The sequence below is a fragment of the Psychrobacter sp. Ps7 genome (genome assembly GCF_022129225.1).
Classification (GTDB): Bacteria; Pseudomonadota; Gammaproteobacteria; order Pseudomonadales; family Moraxellaceae; genus Psychrobacter; species Psychrobacter immobilis_A.
Map to the genome: position 1 here is coordinate 37,372 of NZ_JADQAH010000021.1, position 14,392 is coordinate 51,763.

Consider the following 14,392-nt stretch of genomic DNA (forward strand, 5'->3'; position numbering starts at 1 on the left):
TTTATAATCAGATTCTAATGCTTAGATTAGAATTTGTATTCTAGACCACTACCAACTACGAATACTTCAGCATCGCCTCTAGTAACTAAAGTCTCACCATCTACATCAAGACTCTTAAGATCATCAGCATTGTTCATACCAGCATAGGCATGCATGATGATGTTGTCTTTAAAGAAGTATTTGCCACCAACAACGATTTGGTCTGAATTAGCATCATTCCAACCATTAAGGTTATCAGTTTTGTTGTATTGTGCGTATACAGATGCTGGACGAGCAAAGTTACTTAGACCCATTTGAGCACTAACCACTAAACCTTTTTCTTTCTTAGTATCACGAGCATAATCAAAATCAGCTACTTGATATAGCGCACCAAGTGTTACAGGAGCAGCGATGTATTTACCTAAGTCTACAGTTGCAGTACCACGGATGATATCACCTTGAATGTTCTGATCTTTGTCATAAGCCACACCAGCAGTGAAGCCTGTACCTTGGTCAAACATCATTGCAACGCCAAAACCAGCATCATTGTTGAAGTTATCATCATCAGAGCTATACATAGCATACAATTCTAATGGTAGATTATTGTATTTTGGTGCAGTCCAAATAGCTGAGCTATTGATACGACGACTGTCAGCCATGTTTAAGGCTTCAACAACGTCGTCTTCCATGTCGTTAGTACCCATGTTATCCCAATAACCTTCGTTAACAACAACGTTGTTAATTTTGTCTAGGCTAGATTGGTTTTTACCAACACGGAACTCACCGAATTGCTTGTTGTTAACACCAAGATAAGTATCACGGTTAGAGAAAGTATCATTATCACCGTCAATGCTTGTGCCATACTCTAACTGATAGATCACATCAGTATTAGCAGTCATGGCTTCAGAGCCTTTAAAGCCTAAACGTGAAGAATGAGAGTTGATTTCTACTGTGTTTTCATCGAAATCTTCACCAGCCGCAGTTGCATTGAAATCTGCATTGACATAGTCAAGAGCTAAGAATGCTTTACCATAGACAGTCGGCGCTGCATTGGCTGCAGATACAGATAGGGCAGCAACTGCTGTAGCTAAAAGTAGTTTTTTCATGGGGTATCTCCACTTTACAATTTTAGTAATAAGCTAGCTATTATTAGCTGGTGCTCATAATGGTATCGTCACAAATCCTCAAAGATATAATGTGTAACTGGCTACCGAGATTAGTCAGAAACAAGTGTGGCGAAGTTCTATTACAGTAAGATGAAAAAAACAAGGACTTACATAACTGGGATTAAAAAGTAACTGCCATGTAATCTTAGGTCTTTATCGCTCCGTTGCGTAACATCCGTTACCAAACTCATACTTCGAATACAAGCATAACAACTTTGACATAATTTGCAACATTTTTTTTCGATTTTTAAACCCAGTATTTGTTGAATGCCATATCTACTATAGAATGTAGGTCATTGTAAAAAAATCCCTATCCGCTCAAATAGATAAAGATATTATTGATTAATATAATTACCAAGAACTTGAAACTAGCGTAATGAATATCCTTTAATTAACAAAAATAAAGCCCTACTTGTTCATTAACAAATAGGGCTAATAAAAAATAATAAATGTGATTTATGACATACTGACAGTCACAATTGAGATCGGAAAATTGCTAAAAGAACAGTAAAAAGGTATTTTCACTGCTCTTGTTTCCAGACTATAACCTTAGTCAATGGCTATCACAGACTTCTTATTAAGTATAAAAACCAAGAAGAAGCCTAGTCAGTCATATAAGTCTCATAATGTAATGTCAAGTATGCCATATTTTAATATTAACCTGCGCAATATTAGCAGCCTGCTTTTAGATCAAGACGTGCCTGATGCAGTAGTGGCTCAGTGTAACCACTAGGTTGCTCACGCCCTTTGAATACCAAATCACAAGCTGCTTTGAATGCATAAGAGTTTTCGAAGTTGCTAGCCATTGGTTGATAGTCACTGTCACCAGCATTTTGCTCATCAACGACCTTTGCCATACGTTTCATTGTCTCAAGCACTTGCTCCTCAGTGATCACGTCATGGTGCAACCAGTTAGCAATATGCTGGCTGGAAATACGTAAAGTCGCACGGTCTTCCATCAGACCCACATCATTGATATCCGGTACTTTAGAACAACCAACGCCTTGGTTTACCCAACGCACAACATATCCTAAGATGCCCTGAGCATTATTGTCTAGCTCTTGCTGCTTCTCTTCATCAGTCCAGTTGATATTTTTTGCTAATGGAATGGTTAAAATGTCGTCTAGACTGGCACGCTCACGTGACTTTAGACTGTCTTGAACGTCAGCAACACTCACTTGATGATAGTGCATGCTGTGTAAAGTTGCCCCTGTTGGTGACGGTACCCATGCGGTACTGGCTCCAGACTTAGGATGTGCAGCTTTGGTGTCCATCATCTCTTTCATCTCGTCAGGCTTCGCCCACATGCCTTTACCAATCTGAGCAACACCCTGTAGACCAGTCTCTAAACCGATATCAACGTTCCACTGCTCGTAGGCTGGCTGCCATGCTTGTGACTTCATCTCACCCTTAGGTACAAATGGGCCTGCATTCATGCTCGTATGCATCTCATCACCAGTACGATCTAAGAACCCTGTGTTGATGAAAATGACACGCTCTTTTGCTTGGCGGATGGCTTCTTTCAAGTTGACCGTCATGCGGCGCTCTTCATCCATGATACCGATTTTGATGGTATTACGCTCTAAGCCTAATAAGTCTTCTACTGCGTTGAATAAATCGTTGGCCATTTTAACTTCTTCAGGGCCATGCATTTTTGGTTTAACGATATACATTGAACCTTTACGTGAATTCGATAGCGCATTTTTACCTTTAAGGTCATTGAGCGTTAATAGTGGTGTAATTAGACCATCCATCAAGCCTTCAAATATTTGTTCTTGACCATCACCCAAGTCGACCAATATTGCAGGGTTTTGCATGAGGTGACCGACGTTACGAATCAGTAATAACGAACGACCTGGCAGGATAAGCTTACCACCAGCTGGGGTGGTGTACTCACGATCTGGATTTTGCTGACGTGTGCGGGTTTTGCCACCTTTTTCAAAGGTTTCTTGCAAGTCACCATTCATGAGACCAAGCCAATTGCGATACACTTCCACTTTCTCTTCTGCATCGACGGCAGCGATTGAGTCTTCACAGTCTTGAATTGCCGTAATAGCTGACTCAAGCAGCACATCTTTGATATGTGCAGGGTCGTCTTTACCGACTGGATGATTGGCATCTATTTGAATCTCTGCATGCAAACCGTTGTTTTTTAATAAAATACCCGTTGGGCTTTCTGCATCACCGACGAAACCAACGAATTTTTCGGCATCTTTTAGCTCAGTACTGCTATCACCTTGGACAATTTCAAGCTTACCATCGACCACTTTAAAGCCGGTCGCGTCGTTATATGAACCTGACGCCAATGCAAAGTTTTCATCTAGGAATTGTTTGGCATAAGCAACGACAGCAGCGCCACGAGTTGGATTGTAACCACCTTTTGCTTCTTGACCATTTTCGTCACTGATAACGTCAGTACCATATAAAGCATCATACAAGCTGCCCCAACGAGCGTTGGTTGCGTTCAATGCGTAGCGCGCATTACGTACTGGTACGACTAGCTGCGGCCCTGCAATATGAGCAATCTCATCATCGACATTTTCTGTGCTAACTTTAAAATCATCGCCTTCTGGCAACAGATAGCCAATCTCTTGTAAGAATGCTTTGTAAGCAGGATAATCAATGTTGCCGTCTTTGGCAGGATGTTGCAGATGCCACTGGTCAATCTGCGCTTGAATCTTGTCGCGAGTTGCAAGCAATGCTTTATTGCGCGGCGTAAACTCCTTAATGACTTTTTCAAAACCTGACCAATAACTATCTGAATCAACACCGACTTTCGGCAGCACTTCGTTTTCAATAAAGTCATACAATTGCTGGTCGATGGCAAGAATGCCTTTTTGAATACGATTGGCGTTAGAAGACTGGCTCATGTTGTTATCCTTATCTGTTCGTGAGGGGTGTGAATACGAAGTTGCTACCGCAATGATTACACATTATCGGTCTTAGACATCTATTCCAAATTTAGATGAAATACTAAGCAAACCTACTGATATATCTTACAAGCTGGTGGTTAATAGCAAATTAACTATTTATGCTATGCTATTAACCTATATTTTTGCCGCTTTAGCCATTAGCATGGTCAAAGCATTTATAACGGATGATGGTATCAACCTTGCTTAATGTACTCAGTGTACGATTTGAGCTCGGTTGCCTTGCACCTACTGTAAACGGTTTCAACTGCATAACATTGGCAAGCATCATCACTGCGACAACACAATATGGCGACACATCAATAGTAAGACAAAATAGCGCTTAAGCAAAATATCATCCTACTATCAAATAAAGAAATAAACAAGAAAACATCATTCACTAGATAAATACTGGGGTTGTATTATAATGATAATCTATATGAAACAGGCGCTAAGAGGTTTTATTAGTGCTTATCCATCAATACTTGATATCGCATAGACAAACTGTCAGTAATCATTACCTCACGGATTTATGCTTAACCGTTATCTATTTGATATTAGTAAAAGATTTTTTAAACGTTCGATTATGGCAAAAACTATGAATAAAGAAGATATAAGAACCAAGAGCAGTAACAACAAGGCTATGAACGACAGCAATAGCAATATAGAAGAACCTAGTATAGTAAAAGACGAGATAGATGAGGACGATGTTGATATCACAAAGCTACGCACCCCGATCAAGGTTGACCTATCTGCTGTTTATAATTTTTTGGGTGCGCGCACAACACAAGCTTGGGTTGATGCGGCGATTGCGAATGTACCGCTGATCATTCAAGATCATGCCAATTGCGAAAAAAAAGCCGCTGGCACTGCCATGAATCTCATATTTCGCTATGAGTTTTCTTATGATTTGCAGCGTAAATTGGCGCAATTGATACGTGAAGAAATGCTTCATTATGAGCAGGTTTTAGGTATTATGAATGACCGTGGTCAGGCGTGGAAATATCTGAGTGCCGGACGTTATGCCAAAGGCATGTTAAAGCACAAACGTACTTATGAGCCAGCAGCGATGGTCGATGTATTGATAATTGGCGCATTTATCGAAGCACGCTCTTGTGAACGTTTTGCCGCCCTTGCTGAAGTCATCGACGACGAACGCTTGGCAAAGTATTATCGCTACTTACTTAAGTCAGAGAGTCGTCACTTTGAGGATTATTTAGCCTTGGCTCAATCACTGTCTGAGGACAGTATTGATGAGCGCGTCGCATTTTTTAAAGAAGTAGAAGCAGAACTGATTTCTAGCCCAGATCATGAGCTACGCTTTCATAGCGGTACGCCTGCTTAAATACATAAGATTAGGTATCACTTTAGATTAAATACCCTCTTATACAGTGAAAGTTATACAGCAAAAAAGTGAAGTAATTAACCAAGCTTCATGCTCTGGTCTGCTACTTCACTTATTAGCCTTTTATTTGAACTTTTTTATAGCAAAATGAATGGTTATTTATCATCTTTCATCAATGAGCTGTCGTACTGTTTGCTATCCTTCGCAACATGATGAGGATCGTGATCATCGGTTGCTCTTTCTGCCGCTGCTGGATTGACTTTTTGTAGCGCATCATCAGGTACGATGCCATGGTTATCGTTCGCATCTCTTAACTGATGGTCTTCTTGGTTGACAGCCTTGTCATCTGGCGTATTCATCATTACTCCTTATTATCATCATGGTCATTCTATAAAGATAAAAAATCTGTATTTAATCAATATTTTATAAAAGGCTATTAATCTTTTTCATCAGGATTTAACACTCGTGTTTGGGCATTATCGATATTTGCATAACGATTCATGTTGTTAATACTTTCGCTTTTGGATGTCTCGCTAACCATCGTATGCTCATTCACGCCATCATCAAAGGCATTACCTTCTTGGTCTCGGCGATCAGGCTGACGTGCGGGGTTGTCATTATTATTAACATGCTCTGAGTGGACGACGCCTTCTTTAAAAGTATCCGTTCCTTTATTTTCAGTGATGTTCTTTTCAATACCACTATCACTATGCTCATTAGAAGTAGGACTACTAGGTAGGCTATTAGCAGAATCATGACTATTGATTGAGTCATCATTTTCACTGATGCGTGTCTTGGTAAGTGCTGGATCATTGGTTTGCATGGCTATATCCTTATTATTGTTATTCGTGTTTTAGCAATTGCTTAATGTGCTTAGATTTTTTATGGCGGTTTAGCAAATGGTGAGCCTGATTTAATACCCAACTCAACCTAGCCAGCAATTCATACTATTCATTGCCTTCTTGGCTTAGGTCATAGGCATTCAAATCTGCGACGTTCTTGCCACCAGCGGGTAAATTCTCTTCTTTACGAGGGTCAACATATATCTCGTCGGTTTCTTGCGACTCTTGTTGTGGACCATCGATATTAGGTTCGTGCTTACGACCTTCATAACTGTCTTGTACATTGTCTAGGTGTAAAGCGGCTGGATCACTAACTGGTACCGCTTCTTCATGGTTTGGATGAGTATTATTTGGCATTGCAGTTCCCTCGCATCAATATGTCATTCATAGATAAAATAAGTTAATACAAATATTTATGTCACAGCTTATTTATCATTTATCCGTACGCAAATCATCTTCAATAAAAGAGGTTTGCTCGTCTTTATTTAATGCTTCAGGTGCATCGACCGCTTTATTATCTTGAAGGTTTTGCGCAATTTGCTGACTGTCTGCTTGCTCAGCAGCTTTTTTGATATCTGATGTGTCATTATCGATATTGCTCATAAGATGTTTCCTATTTTTATAATTCGTTGATTTAGGCAGTCCCTACTCTTTTTCGTAATACGAGCAATTTTGCGTGAATTACTAGAGTGCTAATTATTTATTAAACCATCAAACCCGTTTAATAATAGCGTGAGGGCTGATCTTGATTATAAGGATGAGATAACGTACTGCACTAGTGTGCTGCCGTATCAATATGTGAATAAATGTGAGGTTACAAGACAGTTTGTAACTTAGACAAATCGTTTATCCAAAAAAAAACCAAGCATAGAAAGTACTCTATACTTGGTTTTTTGCTTGATATTTATTGATTGTAAAGACGTGTTTACCACTTTGAAGATGTCGTTGAAATATTAAGCTAGCTTGATGCGTCAACGCCATTAATCACTTTTAATAAATACTCTTGAGCGGTATGCGGCGTTTCACCTGCGGCTGATTGCAGCTGCTGCCAAACACCATCACCGCTAAGTATCCACGCTTGGGTATTGTCTTTCAGATAGTTAAGTAAACCGTCTTGATATACTTGTTGAAACAGTTTTTTGTCTTCGATTGGAAACGCCACTTCGACGCGATGGAATAAATTACGATCCATCCAGTCTGCACTACCACAATATAAGCGTTCGTCGCCATTATTATAGAAATAATAAACACGCGTATGCTCTAAAAAACGCCCAATAACAGAGCGTACAGTAATGTTTTCTGACAGACCTTTTACTTGCGGACGCAAACAACACATGGAGCGTAAGATGAGCTCGATTTTGACGCCTGCTTGCGAGGCATCGTATAACTTGCTAATCAATCGACGTTCGGTTAAAGCATTAACCTTAACGATAATATGAGCGCGCTTGCCGGCTTTTGCATGAGCAATTTCATCATCGATAAAGCTTATCAACTTATCATGCAAGGTAAAAGGCGCATGCAGCAGCTTTTTGAGATTGGCAGGCTTACCCATTCCCGTCAGCTCTTGAAATATATTATGTACATCCTCTGAGATATCAGGATCTGCGCTAAATAAACCATAATCGGTATAAACTTTGGCATTGGCGGCATGATAGTTACCCGTCCCTAAGTGCACATAGCGGCGGATTCGATCATCCTCACGGCGCACAATGAGCATCAGCTTGGCGTGGGTTTTATAGCCGACAATCCCGTAAACAACGACCGCACCCGCTTCTTGCAAATAATTGGCGACGGCGATATTAGAGGCTTCATCGAAACGCGCACGCAGCTCGATGACGGCAGTCACTTCTTTGCCATTACGAGCAGCAGCAGCCAATGCTTTAACGATTTCTGAATTGGTGCCTGAGCGGTACAATGTCTGCTTAATCGCTAACACTTTAGGATCGCTCGCCGCTTGCCAAAGCAGATTGATAATCGGTGAAAATGCATGAAAAGGATGATGCACCAACACATCGCTTTTACGCATGGCGGCAAACATACTGGTTGCTTTGTCCAGCTTATCCATCTCACGGCGGAACTCTTTTGGCACTACATGGGTAAAGGGCTGATAGCGCAGCGCTGGAATATTGAAATCAAACAATAAGCGCGTTAGGTTGACAGGACCATTGACGCGGTACAGCTGATTGTCATGCAGCTCAAACTCATTGAGCAAATAATCACTGATAGGCGTTGGACAATCGGTGGTGACTTCTAGCCGCACTTTATCACCGAAGCGGCGGTTTTCTAGCTCGCCCTCCAGAGCCTTAGCAATATCTTCAACATCATCAGCCAAATCTAAATCGGCATTGCGCGTCAGTCTAAACTGATGGCAGCCCGTCACACTCATCCCAGGGAACAGCTCACCGATATGCTCATGAATAATAGCTGAAAGCATGACGTGATGTTCTTTGCCACCTGTCAGCTCATCAGGCAGGCGAATCACGCGCGGCAAACTGCGCGGTGCGGGCACAATCGCTAGATTGATATCACGACCAAAGGCATCTTTACCTTCTAAAGTAGCGATAAAGTTTAAGCTCTTATTGACCAATCGCGGAAACGGATGCGCCGGATCGATGCTAATCGGTGTCAACACTGGCGATACTTGCTCCGTGAAGTAGCGCTTCATCCATGCCGACTGCTCAGCATTTAGCTCGTCGCGTTTTAGATAACGAATATCCTCAAGCGCCAGTGCTGGTAAGATATCTTCATTGAGAATACGATACTGCTCAGCGATGGCATCGTGCATTACGGTGGATATCTCATTCAGCACTTCACTGGGACGCATGCCATGAACACTGGTCGAGACATCACCAATATTGAGCTTTTGCATAATGCCTGCGACACGAATCTCAAAAAACTCATCGATATTCGATGAGAAAATAATCAAGAAAAACAAGCGCTCAAGTAGCGGATGACGAGGACTTGCCGCCTGCGCTAAGACACGTAAATGAAACTGTAATAAAGACAAGTCGCGATTGATATAACTGCTGGGTGAATAGCTGCCGTCTTCTGAACGCTGCCATGCAACCTCAGTTAAATTGTCATTGCGACTCTCTATATGGCTTTTATTATCAACTGCTATCACTGTATTATTGCTATCAGTGTCCTGCTTATTATTCACATCCATCACGTCACTACTCCTTTGCGTTATCGATACGCCATCATCTTCAATATCAATTGTCTTTTATAATCGCTTTTCCACTAAGAAATTTATCAGGGTTCTTTTTTTATCCATTACTACTCGAAACTATCACTTGAAACTGCCATTCAAAACCGTCACTTAAAACTATCATTCAAAAACACAGCGCTATTTATTAAATGGTCATAGGTACAATCCATTAAGCTGATTGTGGTAACACCGCATTGCTCATGCGCTTTTTGATAATACGTTGTTTATTGCGTAAACGTCTATCACCCTGATTGTCTTCGTAGTATTTTGGATTGGTCAACATAGCGATAAGTAAGGCTGATTCATCACGGTTCAGCTTGGCAGCAGATTTATCAAAGTAGTGCTGAGCGGCTGCTTCGATACCATAAATACCATTGCCAAACTCTGCCACATTGAGATAAGCGGTCAAGATACGCTGCTTATCCCATAATGTCTCAATCATGACAGTGATAATAGCTTCCTCAATTTTACGAACATACGAGCGATGCGAGGTCAAAAATAAGTTTTTTGCTAGCTGCTGGGTAATCGTTGAACCACCAGCGGACATCTTACCCGTCTCTTCATTTTTCTTACGTGCCGCCTCAATGCCTTTGAAATCAAAGCCATTGTGCTGACTAAATGTCGAATCCTCACTCACTATCGCGGCTTGTTTGGCAGATTTTGCGATGGCATCGTATTCAGTCCAAGTTTGGGTGACAGTACCGCCCGTCAAACGATGAGTCAGCATAAACATGCTGTTATTAATCGGCTGCGTTTTCCAAATTAATAGTAGCCCAGCGACTAATACATGAAATGCGACGACCAATAGCATGATTGCCATCAATAATCGTTTGAAAAATTTGCCAAAACTTGCCATGCGCGATATCCAAGTGATTGAAAAGGTAATAAGATAAGATGAACTGAAGAGCCAGTAATTAAAAACAGCAGGTCATCTTACCTAATCTCACAATCGCTGTCATTATTTACCCCACTTCTTTATCATGCCATAGAGTTTAAGTGAAAAAGGTCAGGCAGTATTCATACTGCTAGTCGAAGCCTTAAAAACCATCACTTTGCGACACGTATTAAGACAAGAGAATAAATATGTACGATGATGATAATGTAAAAGCCTTACGGGAACGTATGGTTGCTGCAAACCCCGATCTTGGTCAGGCTGAAAATAATGATAAATGGTGGCTACTTGGAACGTCTGGCTGTCATTTGTGCGACATCGCGAAGCAAGTGCTGATTCAATTTCAAGCCGTACAGCCGATTACCTATCAACAGGTCGATATCGCACATTTCGATGAACCATTGATGATGGAATTTGCCACTACTATTCCGGTGATTTTGACACCATCAACACGATTAAATTATCCATTTTCAGTCATGGATTTGCAGCAACTTTTCATGCAATCATAGCAAGCCTACAATAAAAAAAACGATGTAGTGAGAACATAATGAAAGATTTAAAAAAGATAACAGAAATTGAAGACCTGCGCCGCGTTGCCGAACGTAAAGTACCGCGTATGTTTTATGATTATGTCGATTCAGGCTCATGGACTGAGACGACTTATCGTAGCAATGAAACCGACTTTGACCGTATCAAATTACGCCAGCGGGTATTGGTAGATATAGACAATCGCAGTCTGGCAACCCAGATGATTGGTGAAGAGATAAAAATGCCCGTCGCCATCGCGCCCACTGGCTTTACCGGTATGATGTGGGCGGATGGCGAGATTCATGCAGCGCGGGCAGCAGAAAAATTCGGCGTGCCGTTTTCGCTATCGACCATGAGTATCTGCTCTATCGAAGATATCGCCACTCATACCAGCAAGCCCTTTTGGTTTCAGCTATATGTGATGCGCGATCATGACTATGTGGCTAATTTGATTCAGCGGGCGAAAGATGCCAATTGTTCGGCGTTGATTCTTACCGCGGATTTACAAGTGCTGGGACAGCGCCATAAGGACATCAAAAATGGCTTGTCTGCACCGCCTAGACCCACACTTGCCAATATCGTCAACCTGATGACCAAGCCGCAGTGGTGTATGAATATGCTGGGCACCAAACGTCATAGCTTTGGCAATATCGTCGGTCATGCAAAAGGAGTGGACGACTTATCTTCTCTCACCGCTTGGACGGAAGAGCAATTTGATCCGCGCTTGAGCTGGGATGACGTGGCACGCATCAAAGATATGTGGGGCGGTAAATTAATTATTAAAGGTATCATGGAACCTGAAGATGCCATTATGGCTGCTCGTAGCGGTGCCGATGCACTGGTCGTCTCAAACCACGGTGGCCGTCAATTAGATGGCGCCCTTTCCTCCATATCTGCCCTATCCGATATCGTACAAGCGGTGCATGCTGAAAATAGCGATATCGAGGTGTGGTTAGACAGCGGCATTCGCTCCGGTCAGGATGTGCTAAAAGCCATTGCGCTTGGCGCGAAAGGCACAATGATTGGTCGCGCTTTTCTTTACGGTCTGGGCGCTTATGGCGAAGATGGCGTGCGCCGTGCGCTGGAAATCATCCATAAAGAATGCGATCTATCGATGGCGTTCTGTGGTCACACTGATATCAATAATGTCACCACTGATATATTGGTAAAGGGCACTTATGAGAATCTCAAAGTTGCTAATCGTTAAATTTGTCGTTAAACATGTCATTAAAACGGTCGTTAAAACGATCCATTATTAAGGGCACTAATCGTTTAAGAGTACTAGTCATTAAATCATAATGTCATGCAGATGTCTGACATTATTTGATCATACCCTTTATACTCTATTTATAACATTCTAATGATATCTCACCTTTATGACCATTCAACAATTATTAAAAACAGCCCCTGTCACCACGCTGTTACTAGCCAGCTTTATTGGGTTATTCATCATGCAGGTACTGACAGGCGTCGATGCCAATAATCCATCGACTGAGGCGCTCTTAAAATGGGGTGCCAATGCATTGCCATTTACCATGGGCGATGAGCCGTGGCGCTTGGTCAGCAGTGCCTTTTTACACATCGGCTTGATGCATTTATTGTTTAATGGATTTGCTATGTATTTCTTTGGGCAGATTGCCGAGCCGATGTTTGGCTCAGCCAAGTTTTTGGCATTGTTTTTACTGGCGGCGATCGGGGGCAACTTACTGAATAATTATGTCACGTGGCACAGTATTGTAGAAGGAACTGGTCAACCGGGTCTATCGGCTGGGGCGTCAGGTGGCATCATGGGTATCGGCGCAGCACTATTAATAGCCGCACTGTTTAAAATATCGGTCAATGGCATGGTGCTCAATCTTAAGAGCTTGATATTTATCATGGGCATCAACCTAGTTTATGGTTTTGCCGTACCGGGTATCGACAATGCGGGGCATATTGGCGGCGCGGTGACTGGCTTAGTGATTGCACTGGCATTCGCAATCGCCTACCGTCAGCGTATGACAATAGCGTTACAGAATATGCCTAACCCAGCCACTTATAAAGACCGTTATCGAACGACTTATATCAATTTTCCAGCAAGCAGCGATACTGACTCTTCTGCTAATAACGAGCGCTTTAATAATGCTGATTTTGACAATAACAGCAGTTTCCACCCCGACTCTGCTGTAAACTCACACTTAAATACTCATGCTAGTCGCAGCCACCTTAGTGAACAGGAAACAACGACCAAATCTATCCTTATTTGGCAATTACTACCATGGCTAATGATGCTACTGATTAGCATTGGCTTTATTTGGTGGTGGCAAGATATTCATAATCAAATACTACAAATATTAAAAACCATTGAGTAAACCTTCATAGTTATTTATCATTGCTAAATAGTTCATGATAACAGCTTACTGGTTAGGTTTTTCTTACTCGCTTCTTGCTATAAGTCAGAGCACTTTTAAACCGCTACGGTGTTACCCGCCCTAGATGTACTCAGTTTACTATCTGCGGTCGGTCGCCTTGTAGCGATTCTAAAATTTCTTGACTATACACAATTGCCCCCAATTATTTCATCCATTCACGAGACTCTATTATGTTTAAACCTGTAGCGCTACCTCATATTTCTACGCGCGTCACGCTTAGCGCATTAACGGCTACCGCGTTATTTAGTGTCGCCAGTATGTCCAATGCTGCACTTTTTAAGGACAATTTACCTACTGACCAAGACGCTGTATTAAGCGTGGGCGTCAACGTCATAGCCGTCAACTCAGCCTACGATATGGAAGACAGCCTCGATGTACGTGTGTTGCCGGGCGCGTTTTATGACAACAATAGATTCTATGTGCGCGGCGCCCAAGCGGGTGCTTATATTATTAATGATGGCAAAAATCAGCTGTCGGCTTATGCTCAGCTCGCTGGCAACGATTTCGATCCTGATGATGCTAGAGGCGCATTGCAAGGTTTTGATGAGCGTGAAGCGTCAGTCGCTGCTGGTCTGACTTATTTGCGCCGCACGCCCGTCGGTGGTTTCCGTGCTCAAATCGCGACTGATGTTTTAGACCGTAGTGGTGGTAACACAGCTCGTTTGACCTATCTTGCTCGAATTACGAAAGACAAGCTAACAGTCTATCCAAGCATTGGCTTTGAATACAACGATGCTGACTATAATGAATACTATTATGGCGTCAGTGAAAAAGAGTCAGCGGAAACAGGCGTCGCCGCTTATAAGTCCAATTCGAGCTTGAACCCTTACGTTAACATTAGTGCCAACTATGATTTCAATGAACGCTGGGCATTGTTTGCCAATCAAAGCTTAAGCTATTTGCCGAATGAACAATACGATAGTCCTATGGTTGACTCGCGTACTGAGTCAACCTCGACGCTTGGTTTGCTTTATAAATTCTAATCAAGCTTAGATTTTTGATATATAGTTAAGTCTTTATAAAATCGATACAGCCCATATCATGAAACAGTTTAGGGAGATTATTCTCCATCCATCCTTGGCGTAGAAACTTAGCCTGTGCCCATTTTTTCT

General features: G+C 42.0%; 13 protein-coding genes. 5 read left to right on the forward strand and 8 right to left on the reverse strand.

Annotation, left to right across the window (positions count from 1 at the left end):
• Positions 1-26 precede the first annotated feature (26 nt).
• A complete protein-coding gene (locus I3257_RS08600; protein ID WP_193011699.1) occupies positions 27-1,085 on the reverse strand; it encodes a porin in 1,059 nt (352 codons plus the stop codon).
• Positions 1,086-1,816: 731 nt separating this feature from the next.
• On the reverse strand, positions 1,817-4,015 hold the full coding sequence (locus I3257_RS08605; RefSeq protein ID WP_238049437.1) for a malate synthase G: 2,199 nt from the start codon (positions 4,013-4,015) through the stop codon (positions 1,817-1,819).
• A 625-nt stretch (positions 4,016-4,640) separates the two neighbouring features.
• Between I3257_RS08605 and I3257_RS08610 the strand changes: the two genes are divergently transcribed.
• Positions 4,641-5,399, forward strand: a complete 759-nt coding sequence (locus I3257_RS08610) for a tRNA-(ms[2]io[6]A)-hydroxylase (RefSeq protein WP_238049439.1) — start codon at positions 4,641-4,643, stop codon at positions 5,397-5,399.
• Between the two features lie 155 nt (positions 5,400-5,554).
• On the opposite strand, the gene I3257_RS08615 is transcribed toward I3257_RS08610, so the two are convergent.
• From I3257_RS08615 to mtgA, 6 genes are all read right to left on the reverse strand, one after another.
• Positions 5,555-5,758, reverse strand: coding sequence for a hypothetical protein (locus tag I3257_RS08615; protein WP_201540196.1), 204 nt, complete (start codon positions 5,756-5,758; stop codon positions 5,555-5,557).
• Between the two features lie 77 nt (positions 5,759-5,835).
• Positions 5,836-6,222: a hypothetical protein gene (locus tag I3257_RS08620; RefSeq protein ID WP_238049440.1), complete on the reverse strand. Its 387-nt coding sequence runs from the start codon at positions 6,220-6,222 to the stop codon at positions 5,836-5,838.
• A gap of 124 nt (positions 6,223-6,346) precedes the next feature.
• Entirely contained in the window at positions 6,347-6,598 is a 252-nt protein-coding gene (locus I3257_RS08625; protein ID WP_045453166.1) for a hypothetical protein, read from the reverse strand.
• Positions 6,599-6,673: 75 nt separating this feature from the next.
• Positions 6,674-6,844, reverse strand: a complete 171-nt coding sequence (locus tag I3257_RS08630) for a hypothetical protein (RefSeq protein WP_238049442.1) — start codon at positions 6,842-6,844, stop codon at positions 6,674-6,676.
• Positions 6,845-7,199: 355 nt separating this feature from the next.
• The gene (gene ppk1 / locus I3257_RS08635; RefSeq protein WP_238049449.1) at positions 7,200-9,407 is read right to left on the reverse strand and encodes a polyphosphate kinase 1; all 2,208 of its coding nucleotides are present in this window, start codon (positions 9,405-9,407) and stop codon (positions 7,200-7,202) included.
• Positions 9,408-9,618: 211 nt separating this feature from the next.
• Positions 9,619-10,305 (reverse strand): monofunctional biosynthetic peptidoglycan transglycosylase, encoded by a 687-nt coding sequence (gene mtgA / locus I3257_RS08640; RefSeq protein ID WP_238049444.1) that lies wholly within the window; start codon positions 10,303-10,305, stop codon positions 9,619-9,621.
• Positions 10,306-10,532: 227 nt separating this feature from the next.
• Here mtgA and I3257_RS08645 point away from each other — a divergent pair, with 227 nt between their 5' ends.
• From I3257_RS08645 to I3257_RS08660, 4 genes are all read left to right on the forward strand, one after another.
• A complete protein-coding gene (locus I3257_RS08645; RefSeq protein WP_238049445.1) occupies positions 10,533-10,850 on the forward strand; it encodes a glutaredoxin family protein in 318 nt (105 codons plus the stop codon).
• 38 nt (positions 10,851-10,888) lie between these two features.
• Positions 10,889-12,076, forward strand: a complete 1,188-nt coding sequence (locus I3257_RS08650) for an alpha-hydroxy acid oxidase (RefSeq protein WP_238049446.1) — start codon at positions 10,889-10,891, stop codon at positions 12,074-12,076.
• Positions 12,077-12,245: 169 nt separating this feature from the next.
• Positions 12,246-13,220: a rhomboid family intramembrane serine protease gene (locus I3257_RS08655; RefSeq protein ID WP_238049447.1), complete on the forward strand. Its 975-nt coding sequence runs from the start codon at positions 12,246-12,248 to the stop codon at positions 13,218-13,220.
• A 230-nt stretch (positions 13,221-13,450) separates the two neighbouring features.
• Positions 13,451-14,263, forward strand: coding sequence for a MipA/OmpV family protein (locus I3257_RS08660; protein WP_238049448.1), 813 nt, complete (start codon positions 13,451-13,453; stop codon positions 14,261-14,263).
• Positions 14,264-14,392: the final 129 nt, after the last annotated feature.

What these genes read in the sequence shown, in the direction of transcription:
- I3257_RS08620 (WP_238049440.1), bottom strand. Translation starts at nt 6,222, where the DNA reads ATGCAAACCAATGATCCAGCACTTACCAAGACACGCATCAGTGAAAAT.
- ppk1 (WP_238049449.1), bottom strand. Translation starts at nt 9,407, where the DNA reads ATGGATGTGAATAATAAGCAGGACACTGATAGCAATAATACAGTGATA.
- I3257_RS08655 (WP_238049447.1), top strand. Translation starts at nt 12,246, where the DNA reads ATGACCATTCAACAATTATTAAAAACAGCCCCTGTCACCACGCTGTTA.
- mtgA (WP_238049444.1), bottom strand. Translation starts at nt 10,305, where the DNA reads ATGGCAAGTTTTGGCAAATTTTTCAAACGATTATTGATGGCAATCATG.
- I3257_RS08605 (WP_238049437.1), bottom strand. Translation starts at nt 4,015, where the DNA reads ATGAGCCAGTCTTCTAACGCCAATCGTATTCAAAAAGGCATTCTTGCC.
- I3257_RS08600 (WP_193011699.1), bottom strand. Translation starts at nt 1,085, where the DNA reads ATGAAAAAACTACTTTTAGCTACAGCAGTTGCTGCCCTATCTGTATCT.
- I3257_RS08650 (WP_238049446.1), top strand. Translation starts at nt 10,889, where the DNA reads ATGAAAGATTTAAAAAAGATAACAGAAATTGAAGACCTGCGCCGCGTT.
- I3257_RS08615 (WP_201540196.1), bottom strand. Translation starts at nt 5,758, where the DNA reads ATGAATACGCCAGATGACAAGGCTGTCAACCAAGAAGACCATCAGTTA.
- I3257_RS08630 (WP_238049442.1), bottom strand. Translation starts at nt 6,844, where the DNA reads ATGAGCAATATCGATAATGACACATCAGATATCAAAAAAGCTGCTGAG.
- I3257_RS08625 (WP_045453166.1), bottom strand. Translation starts at nt 6,598, where the DNA reads ATGCCAAATAATACTCATCCAAACCATGAAGAAGCGGTACCAGTTAGT.
- I3257_RS08610 (WP_238049439.1), top strand. Translation starts at nt 4,641, where the DNA reads ATGGCAAAAACTATGAATAAAGAAGATATAAGAACCAAGAGCAGTAAC.
- I3257_RS08645 (WP_238049445.1), top strand. Translation starts at nt 10,533, where the DNA reads ATGTACGATGATGATAATGTAAAAGCCTTACGGGAACGTATGGTTGCT.
- I3257_RS08660 (WP_238049448.1), top strand. Translation starts at nt 13,451, where the DNA reads ATGTTTAAACCTGTAGCGCTACCTCATATTTCTACGCGCGTCACGCTT.